We start from the raw sequence: 16,931 nt of genomic DNA, 5'->3' as shown, positions 1-16,931 counted from the left end.
TTATAATTGGTTACAAAAAAGGTGTACCAAATATAATAAACTGTATTGATGATTTTACTATTAATAATACTATTAAGCTATTTATAATATAATCTCTTTACTGTTAGGTGGTATCTATACAATTTGACAGTATAGCCGTAAGTTGGTGTTTGGGTTTATAGCCCGTTAATACCTCATCAGTATCCGTATTTTTCCAATCGGATAGTTTGGGGTTAAATTCCCATTGTTTATAATCGGTAACGGGTTGGGGTACTATTGGGGTTACTTTTTCCTTTTTTTTCAGCATTAAAGCCAAAGCGTTCAAAAAGGCGTTTGCCCTTCATCGCATTAAGTATAACATCCTCACTTAAGCATCATATTTATTGGATATAAAACCCAATGTTTAAATGCGTCAAATATCTTATTACTTTTCGTTATTAGAAATAATGGCTCATAAATTTTTTTAATTCATCAGAAAATAAATCAATATTAAAATCAGAAAATTTAACATTGTACAATTTTTCTGATATAGACTCTAAAATTATTTCTTTTACGATTTCTTTCCTAGCATCTTGAGATGAGTTATAGAAGCTATTAAAGTCTAATTTAACTTCGTATTCTAAACAAGCTTTAGTTTTTTTATACTTAAAAGGTCTGGGTTGAAAAAACTCATCAAATCCAGAAGAAACACATATAATGACTATATATATTTCACTGAGACTAACGCCATAGCTTTTATCCTTAAAATGCTCTGTTAAGTCTCTCCCCAATTTTCGTATAAACTCTGTATCATCAAATTGAAATTCTCTCGAAAACTGTGGTCCTATACTTATTTTCATATTCTATTTCTTGATTTTTTATATAATATATAATAGTATGAGAAAAAAATGCCTCAAGTATATGAGACATTTTATATTATAAATAATTTGTAATGTAATATTTTAATAAATTATTGGTACTACTTTATTACTTTTAGTTTATTCCTGTTTTAACCTTATTTATTATCTGTAGGGGTTAGTTGTAAATTTAAATTCACTATTAAAAACGTATGATTTATTCTCATTTATGTCACACATTTTCCAATTATCTAATGGATAGTCCATATCAGGATTAGACACATTGTCACAAAACACATCTAACTGGTAATCGTCAGAAAGGTATAATGAAATATCATTGAATTTATTTACCGTTACATCAATTACATACTTATCTTTAAGATTCTTTATTTCGGAAAGAATTGTATCATCATTAATATCTGAAGCAGCTGTACCTATAACATTATTAGCATGAGTAATACGCCATGTACAATATAAAAACAAAACAAACTCTTCATTTGAATCATTCTTAAAGTCTAATAAAATAATTGAACCATTACTCCCGCCAGCTGTAACTTTAGTAACCTCTGTCCCTAATAAAATTTTTCTAATATCTATCATATTTTCTTTTATCTCATTTTGTATTCCCCTGTTCTTATAATTTCTTCAATCTCACTTCTTGAATAGCCTTGACCTGTTATGTAATCATGAAGTTCTCGTTGTTCGCTATCTGATAATTTATATTCTCTTGATAAACTATTAACTTCTTCATTTTTAGCCCTATTATTCCCCATCCTAGGTCGGCCATTACCATTACCATAAGGATTATTTTTAGGTTTTGCCATGTAATCTATGATTCCCCTAAGACTCCCAATAGTATTTGAAGCACCAGTAAACGCTACTGCTCCACCATGAAGCATTACAGCACCTCCCCCTACAGCTATACTAATGCCAATAGGTCCCGTCTCTACGGTAGCTAATAAACCTAGAGCCATCATTTTCCCTCCAGCTGCCATTTCTTGAGTCCCTGAAACCATTGATAAGATATCTCCTGCTAAAGCTCCAAACCTGAATGCTAATTCATATCTGCCAAAGCTTTCAGGATGGTTGTACCTTCCTACTCCCAGAAATTGATTTGAACCAAATGAATTTACGAATCCAGCAGCAAATGCAAGAGCATTATTACCATACTCCCTAAAACTACTTCCTTGCCATGCTCCTTCACTATGCCCAGAATATTGGCTATGTACCATGGAGTATTCATTTCTTCCTAAACCTATATCATTGCGTATAGATCTTAAGTTTGTATTTACCCACCCTTTTCCAGATCTTACCTGATTGCCTACCCAAGTACCTGCATCTTTAACTCCATTGCTAAAATTGTCATTAAACCAATCTTTTATCTTCCAATCATCCCAATTATCGACTGTGTAAGATATACCAGCTATAATAGCATCTATTAGCCCATTACCAGTACCTTCACGCTCAACATTACTATAATCATTAGGCACATTATATGATGGAGTAACATAAATATCACTTGATTGTTCTCCATTATAATCTACATAGCGTAACGGGTTATTTAGTGCGTAGCCATACCTGTTATAATTTTGCGAGTTAGATGGGTCTTGTATATAATTATCCGGCTGTAAAAATCGATGGGTAACAGGGTCATAAAGCCTTCCGTTCATGTGTATAATATTTATACTCTGCAAATGCTCATGCCCTGTATATCCACGGTCTAAAGCAACTAAGCCCGGTAATGATTTCCCTAAGCCATCCTGAACTTTCAATAAATTTCCCCAAGCATCAAAAAGTCTTTTCTCTACAATATTCCCTGCCTGGTTAGATATTGCTACAATACTGCCTAAATAGTCCCTGTGTAAATATAAGTATTCTTCGGCAGTATTTTTCTTCTTAAATATAACAGGAGCCGAATATCCGTCGCCTCCTATATAAAAAATAAATTCAAAAACATTATCAACTACGCTATGCTTTATCTCAATATCTCCATATAGTGAATAAAATTTTCTATATGGTCTTGCTAGTTTATCGCTATTGGTACTGCCGTAAAACATAGCCGACCTGCTATTTTGGCAATTGTAACTAAACGAAATCCTATCTACTCCGGTTTCATAAATTTCAACCGGAGATTTGTACATATTATATTCTATATTTAACTCCCTGCTTTCAGTAGCATCAGCAGTTTTTACTATTCTCACATCATCAAACCATGCGTTTCCTGCCCCTGATTTGTATACTCTGGTACTTAAAAACCTTACAGATGATGGCACGCTTACTATTTTTTGTATGTATTTCCATCCTGCTGTAGTAGCATCAGTAACATAGCTTATAGTTGAAGTGCCATTTGCCATTTGGGCTTCTGTCTGCATCACTAAATATAATCTAACCGAAGGACCTTCACTATAAAACCAGCCAGAAACAGTATATTGTGTTGTAGTAGGATTGATAATTTTTACCCCGGTATCTGTGTTTACAGATTGACTGCTACTTGCACTTAATTTTAGAGAATAATCTCCTGTTCTTGCTTTAGATGTATCATAAGATGTGTCAGAAGGGTTTGTAATATTCCAACCGTCCTTATTTTCCATACTTCGGCTAAAGATTCCTACTTTATTTACATAATAGCTAATTGCTGCATCTGTAATTTCTACGGTGCTTTGCTGATATACTTTTGTTTGATCGTAAGTATATTCGCCAAGTATATTCTCTGTAATCCTACCTTTATTATCATAACTTTGTATTTCCTGCTCTCCCCTTGCATTTGTATATTTGATGAGCCTGTCAAGATTATCATAATCAAAGCTTTCATCCCAGTTAAACATGCTATTAGTACGACTAGTAAGGTTTCCTCTTTGAGCATCAAATACAGTTGTTAAAAGCATTATATCTCCATGTTTTGTTTCTGCCAAAAATCCATAGCTGTCATAGGTATTTGTAACTTCAATATTATTACCGTATTTACCTTTGGTAAGCTGCCCTCGTTCATTAACAGTGGAGTTTTGCCACAATAACTGGTTAGAGACATCATCTAATATTTGCCAATTATAACCGTTTTTATATGTATTCCTAACTACTTTAGTTGCCGATTGACTGGCATCATTATCTGCATATATAGTTTCCTTTTCAATTCTTCCGAATTCATCGTAAGTATATGTATGTTGAAAATTTGCATAGGTTGCAGTTTCTTCGGCATAATTAATCCTCATTTTTTCATCGTATGTGTAGAACATACCATGTCCTTCACCTTCTGAATCATACCATTCTTCACCTGTCAACAATTTTGTAGTAGGATCATAATAATAATCCACACTTGCGTAATAATTACCCTCAACATCAAGTTTATAATTTATTTTACCTGTACTGTCGTAAGTATATTCTGAATACCCTTTTGGGTTTGTATATTTTTTTAACTGTCCATAATTATCGTATTCATATTCATAAACTCCTGCGGATGGATCTGTAAGCTTTTTTCTTCTTCCCCAGCCATCCTGTAGTATTGAGATTATAACCTCATCATAGTTAGTTTGCTTTAAGTTACCATCCGGATAATAAAAATAATTAATTGTTCCTCCTTCGTCAGTTTTGGAAATTATATTTCCCGCGGCATTTTTTACAACTACAGATGTTTGTATTCCATCATCTATTGTTGTAGTTAATGGAGAATAAGAAATATTGGTTACTTTACCAGTATAACTTACACTTTCAATAACTCTTCCATATAAATCATAATCAATAGTAGAAAACTGTGAAGGAGAAGAGCTAATATCGCTATATGGCTCACTAATACTAACAGGTCTATTTAAGTAATCATATTCAGTTTTTGTATATGACCAAGTATCGTCAATATTTTTATTACCTGTTATAAAATTTCTACCCAAATCATCAAACATTGAATAACTCGAACTGCCATCGTCATTAGTAATTTTAATTTCTGACATTCCTGAAGGAAGTGCGTTGTAAATGATTAAGGTACTTTTATCTAAATAATCTACAATCCTAGTATTCTTCCCCCATTCATCATATAAAAACTGTGTTACATTGTTATATGGGTCTGTAATTGTAGAAACTAGACCAGTACTATTATCATAAGTATATGATGTTGAAAGACCTTGAACATCTGTTGATTCTATCATAAACCTACCATCTACATCATATTCAAAGCTAGTGGTTCTATTAGGTAATCCGGATGCAGACAACGTTTTCTGTATTAAATTTCCATAATCATCATATTCGAAATCCTCTGTAATAAAGCCTGTTTCATGACCTTTTACTTTTTTTTGTGTTAATAAGTTATCCGTATAGGAATATTGACTTTCTGTTGTGAGTGTGACTTCATCTTGTGTTTCCGTCGTATTTAGTTTTTTCAATCTACCGATATAATACGTCGAGCCTAAAGGGTCATTAAAATACTCATAAAAATAGCCTCCTGTTTTTTGAGTTTGAGCTCCTTTTTTTAAAACATAACCCAAAGTCAATACATTATTATAAGAATCATATATGTATGCCGATATTTTTGAGGTATTATTAAGTCCATCATGAACGGTACTGTAAACTAAATTACTATTAAAAACTTTACTGGCTGTTAATGTATTATCATTCGAAAAAGAAGACTTACTAATAAATGTAGGAGGTGCATAACTCGTATATAAAGACGCCCAACCGGCAACGGTTATTTGTTCGATTACAACACCATGATTTAATACATCAAATTTTGTTACATTTGATATAACTTCAGAATTATCTTGATGCCAATTTGTTTTTAATATCGATTTAAAACCGAGAAAACCCTGTCCCTCAAGATTCGAAACAGCACCAAGATATCTATAAATTTGTTTTTGAGTACCTTGAGAACTTTCTCTTTCTAATTTGGTAACTATATTTTGAGATGGGTTGGCTATGATATCGTAATTAGGAAAAGCTACTTTATTTTCGGTATCTATAGAATAATCCATACAACTGGGGCAAGCTCCTAGTGAGGTGTAGGTTATTGATTCTGTAACACCGTTTCCTGTGGTTATACTCCTTAAAAGTTTTTCAGAGTTAAAATCTTTTAAAGACTTAAAATACATTAGCTTATTACCCCTAACTACAGCTATTTCTTTACCAGGATTGTATTTATCACTGGTTAAAAAAATCGGCATTGCGAAAGAGTCTAATCCTGATTGACTCCCTGTATTATATGTAATATAATTACCTGCGGTACCACTAAAATTACCATCTTTGTTGATAAAACATTTTACAACAACTTGGCCTGCACTTCCTAAAGCTCCACTGGCACTTATTTCAAGAAGATCCGATTTTCCATCATTATTATAATCTGTAGGTATGTAATGACGAGAATTTAATTCGTTCCCCGGTGCATAATAGAATGAAGGAAATTCTTCTATTGTCTTAAGGTAACTAGTACCCGTAGAAGTATATTTTCTATACTCTGTATATCCTGACCCTTTAGGAATAATAAAATCAGCTTTTCCATCTCCATTATAATCTCCGAGCATTATTTGGGTTGCATCATTTACAATAATTGATGAATCATTTGTAATCTGAACGAGATTTACAAGTACATCTTGTGAATTAAGGGTGTAAACATATAATTTATGACTTTTAAAATGTAATATATCAGATTTTCCGTCTCCATTAAAGTCAGATATTAGAACTTTATCATTATTCCCTATAGATTCTATTAAACTCCCTGAATAATTTTCGTGTATCGCTAATCTTCTGTCAAGATTAATAAAATAAGTTGCAGTAGATGCTTGTGGAATACAAAAAATATCTGTCAATCCATCACCATTAAAATCACCACTATAAAAATTTTTATTATTTGTTCCTCCCAAGTCTGTATTACTGATAGAGAAGTCATCCAAAATATTAATTGAAAATGATCCTCCCATGGCTCTGGATGTGAACTGATAACTGCTACTTAATTTTTTTATGACTGTCCAACCAGATTTTTCAAGTAAAAATTCGTTATTATCATCCTCATATAATAGATTTACAGGAAGGATAGCTTCAAAATTACCTACAGCGTGTTCTACAAGATTTGCTCCGCTTGGAGAGTTTATATTGCTATAAATCCAATATATATTTTTATTTAAAGTACCACTTGTTGCGTATAAAAGAAAATCCATTTCACCATCGCCATTAAAATCGGATGCTTGTGCTATACTATTAGTAACAGCAATGTCATGTCCTATATTTGCCGAAGTATTAGAACTATATTGGATAGAATTTGAAGTGTTAGAATACGTAAATACTGTAGGATTATAACTTTTCGTATTATCCCCACTTTTCTCGGTTATACTAGTAAGCCGTTGGTAACCAAGTGTCGTTGTGTCATATGCTAAGTAGTAATTTCTATAAGGCACATTACCTCCTTCTATTCTAACTTCCTTTAAAATATTATCAATTTCATACAAATGATCCCCGACATAGCCATTTTCAGATCTGTCACGCTCTTCATATCTAAAATTAATTTCATTTAAAGAATCTTCCTCATCAGCGATTGGACCATAACGAATAAAGGCTATTCTTATAGAATTTTGACCATAGTCTTTCATATATCCGTATGTTATAGTTAAGCCTTGCGTATTTTGCCAAGATGTAATCGCCCACTCGTTTCTCGCATATCCATTTGTTCCATTACCATAAAGAGCAAATGAACCATCAGGATATTCTACTTTAAAATAAGCTGGACTAGAGAGGAATGTCGTCCCAATAGCAGTAATTTTTATATTACTAAAATTTTCTGTTTCATAAACAGAATCAGCTGCACCATAAGTTCCACTTTTCAATATTAGCCGCTGTCCGTCTAATGCAAACCTGTCTAATGAGTTGTAATCAACACCATCTATAATATTATCATGATAAATTGTTGCAGGTATTCTGGTAATACTTGATAATCCCGAAACATTCCATCCATAGCCGGCATATCCATTTCCGGAATTACTATTGTAGCTTAATCCTATTTCCGGAACTACTCCATTTATTCCAGGAGGCAAAGCGAATGGGATATTATATGTTGCTGAACCCGAAAGAGAAACTGACAATGTTCCTCCTGTAATGCCCACTTCCGGAGAGTTACCTGTTGGTGTACCCGCCGTAGTTGTAGATAATGCTGTATAATTTTCTTCTGAAGCAGGAGAGGATTCAGGCTCAGAGTAATGTAATACTGTTACACCTTGCTCTGAAACACCTATATTTTGACCACTTAAGTAAAGGGATGAAATTAAAAATAAGGATATGTAAATATATTTTTTCATTGTTTATTTTTTGATGACTTTTAAATCTTCAACAGTATTATTATTGTACATCAACAAAACTGTATATATACCCTGAGCAAAACTTCCAAAATCTATAGTATGGTTATCGGCCCCCTTTAAATTTTCAATACGTTTCACTTTTTGACCCCTAATTGAATAAACTTCAATAGTTGTAACATATATTTCATGATTATTTACCCATTTTATATAAAGTTGTTCAAGTACTGGATTTGGATAATATGATAATTGCTCATACTCGCTACTCTGCGTCAACGCTATAGACTCTTCCTCAGCATGTTCATGGGCTGGTCTTAACGGATTGTCACAACTTATGCAAATCAACTCACGTGTAATTTGATTGCCGGCGATATCATAATCAAACACAAGTACATCATATTGTGTTTGTGCATGAAAATAAAGAGGTAATAATATTACCATAAAAGAGAAGAGTTTTTTCATTTGTTAAAATTTTGGTAAAAATAAAATAGTCATCTAAATATCGATTACGGTTTTCCCGTAATCGATATTTAGAAATCATTAAAATTTTATCAATTAAACAGAAAGAAATATTAAATATATTTATAGATTAACTTTAGAGGTAAAGTTCAAAAAATTCTTAGTTTTTTTATCAGAGAAAATACCAATAAACAGATGTTAGTTTATGTATTGCAAAAAAGAACATAATGAACTTAGTTAAAATTTTTATAATTGGCTATAATAATAGTTATTTCAATCCCATACTTAATCTGTTTCTTTTCTTTATTAATCTATTTATATAATATAAAAAAATAAAATATGAAATAAAAACCCTATTCCTGCTTAAATCAAAAAAGTTTAAACCACCACATAAAATATTATGGCAAGTAAACGAGTTAGACTGGGAAAACTCTAAATAAAAGACAAAAATTATGAACAAAATATATCGTAACAGGATTAAAAACACTAAAAGCAGATTGAAAAATCAAAAAAAGAAAAGTTAATTTATAAATTTTATTTAGAATCGAGATCTATACAATTTGACAGTATAGCGGTAAGCTGGTGTTTGGGTTTATAGCCCGTTAATACCTCATCAGTATCCGTATTTTTCCAATCGGATAGTTTAGGGTTAAACTCCCATTGTTTGTAATCGGTAACGGGTTGAGGTTCGGCTATCTCAATAACTGACTTCTTTTCAGAATTAAATCCAAAGCGTTCAAAAATGCGTTTGCCTTTCATCGCTCTAAGTATAACATCCAACGCTGCTACATATATTTGATAGGAGCTGTTTTCGCCTTTTTTCTTTATATCAGGTTCGGTAAATATTTTAGTACCATATTTTATAATCTCAATCAATCCGGTTTCAGCATTAAATATTTTTTTCATATCCTGAGCTTTTCTACTGGCGAATAACTTTCCTTTTCTATTCCATAACTCCAGCCAATCTTTTATCAATATTTCAGCTATCTCTTTATTAGCTACTATCAAATGTAAATGAGGATTATATGTTTTTTTAGTGGGGTTAAAATTACATTCCAGCGACTTTACCCCTATTAGCTTAATACCTTTACCCCTTTGGTAGCTTTTTTTATGTTTGTCTTTTATAAGCTGAAAGCCCTGTAATACTTTACTAACCATTAATTTTAATTTTTCAGCTTTGCAGGCTTTAACGGTAAGTGTTACAAAATAAGGCTCTTCCCACTTTTCTATAATTGGGAAATATTTATTTATAATTTCTGCTTTTCTGATACTACAGCAAAGCGTACAAAATCTGTTTTTACAATACCGACCGTAAATGCGTCCGTTAGTGCTTATTATATCACTTTGACAATGATAAGTATTCCACAAACTTTTTAACTGCTCATCATTACCTTTTTGTTTAGCTACATCAATAAGGTTTAGCATCATACTATTGGTTATTGTTTTACGCTTTGCTCTCCCCTGTAATGCTTCATTATTGTTGAGGTCTGAGCCTTTTCCTGCGACCAAAATTTCATTTTGTCCCGTTTTAGCTGTCCCTTTTTGTACTAATGTATTTTAAAAAGCTTCGGTGAAAACCGGAGCTTTTTTATTATATTGCCCATACAAATTACTAAAGTATGAGTACTAAAAATAAAAATCTTTCTCCCGATTTACAGGATGAATTACTCAAAGTATTACAAACCCGTTTTGAGAAAAACATGCACAGGCATAAAGGTTTGAAATGGGCAGATGTAGTTGTAAAACTCGAAACCAGTCCCGAAAAGTTATGGTCGCTTAACGAGATGGAAGAAACGGGGGGCGAGCCTGATGTAGTAGATTTCGATACAAAAACAGGAGAATATATTTTTTATGATTGTGTGGCAGAAAGCCCCAAAGGCAGGAGGAGTTATTGTTATGACAATACTGCGCTGGAAGCAAGAAAGCAACATAAGCCTAAAAACAATGCGGTTGATGCAGCGCAGGAGATGGGAGCAGCGCTTTTAACCGAAGAAGAATATAAAGCACTGCAAAAGCTGGGCGAATTTGACACTAAAACATCGAGTTGGATAAAAACTCCTGACGAAATACGAAAACACGGCGGAGCTATTTTTGCCGACAGGCGTTACAACCACGTGTTTGTTTACCATAACGGAGCAGAATCCTATTACGCAGCCAGAGGATTCCGTTGTTCGTTACGGGTTTAAACCAATGATAACTTTATAGAGGGTATATGCCTTTTATAACTATTTTTGCAATTATGGCAACAGAAAAAAGGCAAGAAGAAAAAGATAGGCTGCACCCCCGCAATAAAAATAGGGAAAGATATGATCTTAATGCGTTAATAACCGCTGTACCGGAATTAGGAAATCATGTAAAACCCAATAAATATGGGGTTGATTCGGTTGACTTTTCAAGTCCTGTTGCTGTAAAACTTTTAAATACAGCATTACTTAATTACTATTATGATGTAAAGCACTGGGAGTTTCCTGATGAAAACCTGTGCCCACCCATACCCGGAAGAGCCGACTATATCCATTATGCTGCTGATTTATTAGGCGAAAGTAACTTTGGCAGAATCCCCACAGGAGATAAGATAACATGCCTTGATGTTGGGGTGGGGGCTAACTGTATTTATCCTATACTTGGCGTTACAGAATATAGTTGGAAGTTTATCGGAACGGATATCAATCCAAAATCAATTGCTTCAGCACAAAATATACTTGATGCCAATGCACAACTTAGCGGTAAGGTAGAATGCCGATTACAAAAAAATCCGGCAGCTATTTTTCAGGGGATAATAGAGGCAGACGATAAAATAGATATAACCCTGTGCAATCCGCCTTTTCATGCCTCTGCCGAAGAGGCGCAAAAAGGAACACTGCGAAAAGTTAAAAATCTTTCCGGAAAAAAAGTAAAAACACCCGAACTTAACTTTGCGGGTATCAGCAACGAACTCATTTATGATGGCGGCGAACATCAGTTTATCCATACCATGATACAGGAGAGTAAACAATTTGCTGCCAACTGTTTTTGGTTCTCTACCTTAGTATCTAAACAATCAAACCTGAAAGGTATTTATAAAGCATTAGACGCCCTTGAGGTTTTTGATGTAAAAACAATACTGATGGGAACGGGCAATAAATCTACCCGCATTGTAGCATGGACGTTTCTATCTAAAGAAGAGCAAAAAAAATGGAGAGAAACCAAATGGAAAAAGTAATACTGTAATATAAACTCAAGTTTAAGCAGGCTAAATTCTCCTTTTTTCAAATTCTCAATCTATCCATTCAAATTCTCACTCAAACCCTTCATTCATCCTTATTATTATCAGTAATTCAGTCTTTTATTTACTTTTGTTAAAATGAGTTAGTGAGCTGTTTTGCATACTTTCTTCATTATAACAAAGGGCAAATGAAAAAACGAATTGTAAAAAGTATAGCCATAGTATTGATAATAGTTGCAGGGCTGCTATTGTTTATACACAACTATGCATATAGGGAGGCACGCAATATAGCAGAAGAAGAGGCAGCCTATACCGTTTCGGCACAGCAACTGCTGTCTGATTATGAAAAAGATAGTCAGGCTACAGATGCTAAATACCTTAATAAAACCATAGCAGTACAAGGCATGGTAACGCATGTTGCCGACTCGCTCATAACAATCGATTCGGCGGTGTTTTGTTCATTCAGCACTAATAAGCAAATTAAGGTTAACGATGCCGTTACTGTAAAAGGACGCTGCATTGGGTATGACGAAATTTTTAGCGAGGTAAAACTCGACCAATGTACCAGTAATTGATTAAATAAATATATGAAGAAACTAATACTGGCAGCTTGCCTTTTCGGGGCAATAACAGTTAGTGCTCAGGATGACCTGCTCGCAGAGCTGGACTCTACGCAAACCGTAAGTGAAAATTACGTAACAGCGGTATTTAAGGGCTTGCAGATAGTAACCCTGCAAACCACAAAAATGCCTGCCAAAAAAGAATTTTACTTTGTAGTATCGCACCGATTTGGGTCGGTAAAAGACGGTATATCAGAGTTTTTTGGGCTCGATATGGCAACCACAAAAATAGGAGGGGTATATGGTATTACCGACTGGCTCTCTGTAAGTGCCTCAAGACATACCATGCTAAAGATGTATGAAACAAGCATAAAGTACAGGCTGGCAAGGCAGGGCGACAATTTCCCTCTGGAAATAGTAGGATATAATACAGTAGATATAAATACATTTTTAGAGGAAAAAGATTATCCTAAAATAGAATTTAATGACAGGCTTGCCTATATAAGCCAGTTATTAATATCAAGAAAATTATCAGATAAAGTTTCCTTGCAGTTAGTTCCATCGTTCATTCACAAAAACCTGTACGACCCCGCTATTGAAAATGATAACCAGTTCTCGGTAGGAGCAGGAGGCAGGGTAAAGCTCACAAAAAGGTTATCGCTTAATGCAGAATATGTATATAACGCAGATAAACCCGATTTTTATGTAAACCCCCTGTCAGTAGGGCTGGATATAGAAACGGGAGGACACGTGTTTCAGTTGATTTTTACCAACTCACAGTCCATGACAGAGAGTGGTTACATAACCCACGCAGCAGGCGACTGGGGCGATGGTGATTTTTTCTTTGGGTTTAATTTATACAGGGTATTTTAGAATGATGAAAATAAAAAATATAATACTGGCAGTAAGTATCGTAGCCACACTATGCAGTTGCGAAAGCAACACCTACGAGGATTTGGAAGAAGATGTAATAGTAGATGTTGAAATAACCTATGATACACATATAAAATCGATTATAGATAATAATTGTATCAGTTGTCATGGAGCGGGGGGAGTATCCTCATTCCGACCACTTACAAACTATATGGAAGTGAAAGATGCTGTAGAAAATACCGATTTACTTGACAGGATACAAAGGCAAAACGGAGAAACAGGTTTAATGCCGCAGTCAGGGCGTATGCCAATGAATAATATAGACCTTATAGTAGAATGGGCAGCCAATGGGCTACCCGAAAATTAAAATATAAAATGCTATGAAAAAGAGTGTTATAAATTGTATCTTGCTGGTGTTCTTGCTCTTACCAACTGTTTTTTATGCGCAAAAATACGGTACACGCACAGGAACAGTAAAATTTGAAGCCTCGGTATCATCCTTTGAAGAAGTAGCTGCAGAACATACATCAGTTTCGGCAGTATTAAATGCCTCAACCGGTGATTTTGCAGTACTGGCATTAATGACAGGATTTCGCTTTAAAATAGCCCTTATGGAAGAGCATTTTAATGAAAATTATGTGGAGAGCGATAAATATCCCAAAGCCACCTTTAAAGGTAAAATAGAAAATTTGGATGTGAAAAAACTTTCGGCAACGCCAAACAAATTCACCATTAAAGGAGAACTTACCCTACATGGAAAAACGAAACAAATTACCGATATTGCTATGATATCAAAATCAGGAAATATGGTAACAATAACAGGAGCATTTAATGTAAAGCCTGCCGATTTTGATATTGAAGTGCCAAAGGTAGTACGCAACAAAGTAGCCGAAACAGTAGCAGTAACCTATCATTTGTCGCTGTCTGAATAAACACTAAAAACAGTATTATGAAAAAAATTACCTTACTCATCATCCTATTACTATCCGCAGTTTGCCATGCGCAAATGAAATCTGGCAAAGATGTTTTTGATACCGCTCGTTACGGCACGGTTGCCGAGATGAAGCAACTTGAAGCGAAAGACAAGAATATCATTAACAGCGTAAGCCCTATGGGCTTTACACCGCTTATACTGGCATGCTATCGTGGCAATACCGAAGTAGCGGAGTATTTGGCAAAACACGTAAAAGACATTAATTATAAGAGTGACAACGGTACGGCACTGGCAGCAGCAGCCGTAAAAGGCGATATAAACATGGCAAAAGTACTGCTTGAAAATAAGGCAGACCCTAATATTGCCGACCCTTTGGGAGTTACGCCCCTGGTATATGCCGTTCAGTTTGAAAATACAGAGCTTATAAAATTATTATTAGAATATAAAGCGAGTAAAACCTATAAGGATAAAGAAGGCAGAACTCCTTTAGATCATGCAGATTTCACCAAAAACCAAGAAGTTATTAACCTGTTAAAAAATTGATTATGAAAAAATTAGTACTCTTTATTCTTTTTATGCTGGCTTCGCTGGGCTTGTGGGCGCAGTCAAAAACTACCGGTAGCGTTAACCTCGTTACGGGGATGACTGCCGAATTGGTGCTTAACAATAGCACAACAACAGCAACTTTAACCCTTACAGGACCATCGGACAGGTGGTTTGCCCTTCAATTCGGTATTTTTCCGGGAACGAGCGGCGGGGGTATGGCTTCCGGGCAGGACTTAGTATATTATAACGGTACTACACTGGTAGATGCCGTGCATAACGGAGTTGGTGCCACACCCTCTAACGATGCTGTTAATAACTGGACAGTAACTTCCAACACGGTTTCAGGCTCAACAAGAACCATTATTGCCACACGCGCTTTTAATACAGGAGATGCAAACGATCATACATTTGTGTACAGCAATGCCAATATCGATTTTGCTTATGCGCGTTCACAGTCAGCATCTTACGCTTTGGCAAATCACGGTCCGAACAGAGGATATCAGCTTAACAGACCTTTTACTTGCATACCACCCGCTGCGCCTACAGCTTTGGCACAAACATTTTGTGGTAGCGCTACTGTTGCCAACCTTGTGGCTACCGGAGCTACCGGAGCAACATTTAGCTGGTACACCGCACCAACAGGCGGCACGGCACTGGCAAGTTCGGCTCCTGTTTCAACAGGAACCTATTATGTTTCGCAAACAGTAGATGCTTGCGAGAGCACAAGAACATCTGTTTCCATAGCCATTGCAACTGCTACAGCACAAGACCTACCTGATGTTACCGCTTGTGACAGTTATACTCTTGCGGCATTGGCGGCAGGTAATAACTACTATACAGGTACAGGAGGCACAGGCACAATGCTAACGGCAGGTACTATAATTACCACTACACAATTAATTTATATTTATACACAAACAGGTACTACACCAAACTGTACTGATCAAAACAGCTTTACCGTAACAATTAACACTACTCCAAATGCAGTTGCCCCGGATGACCAGTCCGTATGTAACGAATATGAATTGCCTGCACTTACAGTAGGTAACTACTATACCGGTCCGGGTGGAACAGGTACTATGCTCATGGAGGGAGATGTGGTTACCGCTACCCAATTAATCTATATTTATGCAGAGTCGGGTACTACGCCAAACTGTAGTGCGGAAGATAGTTTTACAGTAACTATTATTAACACTACCAGCCCTGTTGCCGATGCTGCACAAGAATTTTGCGAAGGCGCTACGGTGCTCAATTTAATAGCAAACGGCGCTGTCGGGGCCACGCTTAGTTGGTATGATGTTCCTACGGGAGGTACAGCCTTAGCCGATACGGAAGTGTTGACTTCGGGCAGCTACTATGTAGAGCAAATGCTGGACGGATGCACCAGCGGAAGAACAGAAGTAGTGGTAACAATTGGCCCGCTTAGTAACCCTATTGCCGAAGATCAGGCATTTTGCGGAGAGGTAATATTAGGCGCAGTTGAGGTTACAACTGTTGGAAATCAAGGTTTCCTTATACCGGTATGGTATGATATGGCTACAGGAGGAACACCTTTGGATGCTAATATGACAATAACAGCATCAGGTATATATTATGTATCACAAAGCAACGGTTTCTGCGAAAGCGAAAGAGAGGAAGTAAATATTACCATTAATGCAATACCTACAGCTCCTGTGGGAGATTCTGAACAAGAATTTACTCCGGGCGAAACCGTAGAAGATTTGGAAATTGCTGTAGAAGGTGGTGTAATAATTACCTGGTATATTATGAATGCCGGTATGCAGCTTGTTGAAATAGAAACAAGTACAGCCCTTGTTGATGGCGGAGAGTATTATGTAACCCAAACCGTTGACGGTTGTGAGAGCGAACCGTTTATGGTTACTGCAAATGAGGCATTGAGTATAGAGGGTATTACTAAAAACAATATTATACTCTATCCTAACCCGGTTACTGATGTGCTAATTATTTCGGGGCAAACTACTGTTGCAAAAGTGGCTGTAGTGAACCTGCTTGGGCAAAATGTAATCAATCAGGAAGCCAACAACGATGAAGTTATTGTAAATATGGAATCTTTGGGAGCAGGTACTTATTTTGTACAGGTATATGCACCAAACGGAGCAATGACATCATTTAAAGTTATAAAAAAATAAGTACAGTTTTTTATTATTCATGCAAAGAAAGGGCTTTCTGTTACAGGAAGCCCTTTTTGTTTTTCTGTTAGAAAAAATACAAACAGTATGATTTTTTCAATAAATACTCTTTAATTTGCTGATTGTA

At 35.4% G+C, this 16,931-nt stretch carries 14 protein-coding genes; 8 read left to right on the top strand and 6 right to left on the bottom strand.

Features of this window, described 5'->3' with window-relative positions; genetic code table 11:
- Positions 1 to 103: 103 nt before the first annotated feature.
- From E0W68_RS12845 to E0W68_RS12820, 6 genes are all read right to left on the bottom strand, one after another.
- Positions 104 to 286 (bottom strand): hypothetical protein, encoded by a 183-nt coding sequence (locus E0W68_RS12845; RefSeq protein WP_135219842.1) that lies wholly within the window; start codon positions 284 to 286, stop codon positions 104 to 106.
- Between the two features lie 130 nt (positions 287 to 416).
- Entirely contained in the window at positions 417 to 818 is a 402-nt protein-coding gene (locus E0W68_RS12840; RefSeq protein ID WP_135219841.1) for an Imm44 family immunity protein, read from the bottom strand.
- Between the two features lie 162 nt (positions 819 to 980).
- Positions 981 to 1,415, bottom strand: a complete 435-nt coding sequence (locus E0W68_RS12835) for a hypothetical protein (protein WP_135219840.1) — start codon at positions 1,413 to 1,415, stop codon at positions 981 to 983.
- A gap of 8 nt (positions 1,416 to 1,423) precedes the next feature.
- A complete protein-coding gene (locus E0W68_RS12830; protein ID WP_135219839.1) occupies positions 1,424 to 8,080 on the bottom strand; it encodes an RHS repeat-associated core domain-containing protein in 6,657 nt (2,218 codons plus the stop codon).
- Positions 8,081 to 8,083: 3 nt separating this feature from the next.
- Positions 8,084 to 8,539 (bottom strand): T9SS type A sorting domain-containing protein, encoded by a 456-nt coding sequence (locus tag E0W68_RS12825; RefSeq protein WP_135219838.1) that lies wholly within the window; start codon positions 8,537 to 8,539, stop codon positions 8,084 to 8,086.
- A gap of 531 nt (positions 8,540 to 9,070) precedes the next feature.
- Complete coding sequence (locus E0W68_RS12820; RefSeq protein WP_135219837.1) at positions 9,071 to 10,045, bottom strand: protein rep; 975 nt, start codon at positions 10,043 to 10,045, stop codon at positions 9,071 to 9,073.
- Positions 10,046 to 10,155: 110 nt separating this feature from the next.
- Between E0W68_RS12820 and E0W68_RS12815 the strand changes: the two genes are divergently transcribed.
- From E0W68_RS12815 to E0W68_RS12780, 8 genes are all read left to right on the top strand, one after another.
- Positions 10,156 to 10,722 (top strand): DUF4256 domain-containing protein, encoded by a 567-nt coding sequence (locus E0W68_RS12815; protein ID WP_135219836.1) that lies wholly within the window; start codon positions 10,156 to 10,158, stop codon positions 10,720 to 10,722.
- A 53-nt stretch (positions 10,723 to 10,775) separates the two neighbouring features.
- Positions 10,776 to 11,738: a 23S rRNA (adenine(1618)-N(6))-methyltransferase RlmF gene (gene rlmF / locus E0W68_RS12810; protein WP_135219835.1), complete on the top strand. Its 963-nt coding sequence runs from the start codon at positions 10,776 to 10,778 to the stop codon at positions 11,736 to 11,738.
- Positions 11,739 to 11,929: 191 nt separating this feature from the next.
- A complete protein-coding gene (locus E0W68_RS12805) occupies positions 11,930 to 12,316 on the top strand; it encodes an OB-fold protein (RefSeq protein WP_135219834.1) in 387 nt (128 codons plus the stop codon).
- Positions 12,317 to 12,328: 12 nt separating this feature from the next.
- On the top strand, positions 12,329 to 13,174 hold the full coding sequence (locus tag E0W68_RS12800) for a DUF5777 family beta-barrel protein (protein ID WP_135219833.1): 846 nt from the start codon (positions 12,329 to 12,331) through the stop codon (positions 13,172 to 13,174).
- A 1-nt stretch (position 13,175) separates the two neighbouring features.
- Entirely contained in the window at positions 13,176 to 13,541 is a 366-nt protein-coding gene (locus E0W68_RS12795) for a c-type cytochrome (protein ID WP_225990364.1), read from the top strand.
- A gap of 13 nt (positions 13,542 to 13,554) precedes the next feature.
- A complete protein-coding gene (locus tag E0W68_RS12790) occupies positions 13,555 to 14,106 on the top strand; it encodes a YceI family protein (protein WP_135219832.1) in 552 nt (183 codons plus the stop codon).
- 17 nt (positions 14,107 to 14,123) lie between these two features.
- Positions 14,124 to 14,651, top strand: a complete 528-nt coding sequence (locus tag E0W68_RS12785) for an ankyrin repeat domain-containing protein (RefSeq protein WP_135219831.1) — start codon at positions 14,124 to 14,126, stop codon at positions 14,649 to 14,651.
- Between the two features lie 2 nt (positions 14,652 to 14,653).
- The gene (locus E0W68_RS12780) at positions 14,654 to 16,804 is read left to right on the top strand and encodes an Ig-like domain-containing protein (RefSeq protein ID WP_135219830.1); all 2,151 of its coding nucleotides are present in this window, start codon (positions 14,654 to 14,656) and stop codon (positions 16,802 to 16,804) included.
- The last annotated feature ends 127 nt before the right edge of the window (positions 16,805 to 16,931 follow it).

The sequence above is a fragment of the Flavobacterium salilacus subsp. salilacus genome (genome assembly GCF_004634195.1).
In the GTDB taxonomy this organism is placed as follows: Bacteria; Bacteroidota; Bacteroidia; order Flavobacteriales; family Flavobacteriaceae; genus Flavobacterium; species Flavobacterium salilacus.
The sequence above is the reverse complement of the archived record's forward strand: the minus strand, read 5'-3'. Positions and strand labels throughout refer to the sequence as shown.

Coding starts and splice junctions, on each gene's coding strand:
- rlmF (WP_135219835.1), top strand. CDS start 10,776: ATGGCAACAGAAAAAAGGCAAGAAGAAAAAGATAGGCTGCACCCCCGC.
- E0W68_RS12825 (WP_135219838.1), bottom strand. CDS start 8,539: ATGAAAAAACTCTTCTCTTTTATGGTAATATTATTACCTCTTTATTTT.
- E0W68_RS12790 (WP_135219832.1), top strand. CDS start 13,555: ATGAAAAAGAGTGTTATAAATTGTATCTTGCTGGTGTTCTTGCTCTTA.
- E0W68_RS12800 (WP_135219833.1), top strand. CDS start 12,329: ATGAAGAAACTAATACTGGCAGCTTGCCTTTTCGGGGCAATAACAGTT.
- E0W68_RS12835 (WP_135219840.1), bottom strand. CDS start 1,415: ATGATAGATATTAGAAAAATTTTATTAGGGACAGAGGTTACTAAAGTT.
- E0W68_RS12845 (WP_135219842.1), bottom strand. CDS start 286: ATGCTGAAAAAAAAGGAAAAAGTAACCCCAATAGTACCCCAACCCGTT.
- E0W68_RS12815 (WP_135219836.1), top strand. CDS start 10,156: ATGAGTACTAAAAATAAAAATCTTTCTCCCGATTTACAGGATGAATTA.
- E0W68_RS12795 (WP_225990364.1), top strand. CDS start 13,176: ATGATGAAAATAAAAAATATAATACTGGCAGTAAGTATCGTAGCCACA.
- E0W68_RS12805 (WP_135219834.1), top strand. CDS start 11,930: ATGAAAAAACGAATTGTAAAAAGTATAGCCATAGTATTGATAATAGTT.
- E0W68_RS12840 (WP_135219841.1), bottom strand. CDS start 818: ATGAAAATAAGTATAGGACCACAGTTTTCGAGAGAATTTCAATTTGAT.
- E0W68_RS12830 (WP_135219839.1), bottom strand. CDS start 8,080: ATGAAAAAATATATTTACATATCCTTATTTTTAATTTCATCCCTTTAC.
- E0W68_RS12785 (WP_135219831.1), top strand. CDS start 14,124: ATGAAAAAAATTACCTTACTCATCATCCTATTACTATCCGCAGTTTGC.
- E0W68_RS12780 (WP_135219830.1), top strand. CDS start 14,654: ATGAAAAAATTAGTACTCTTTATTCTTTTTATGCTGGCTTCGCTGGGC.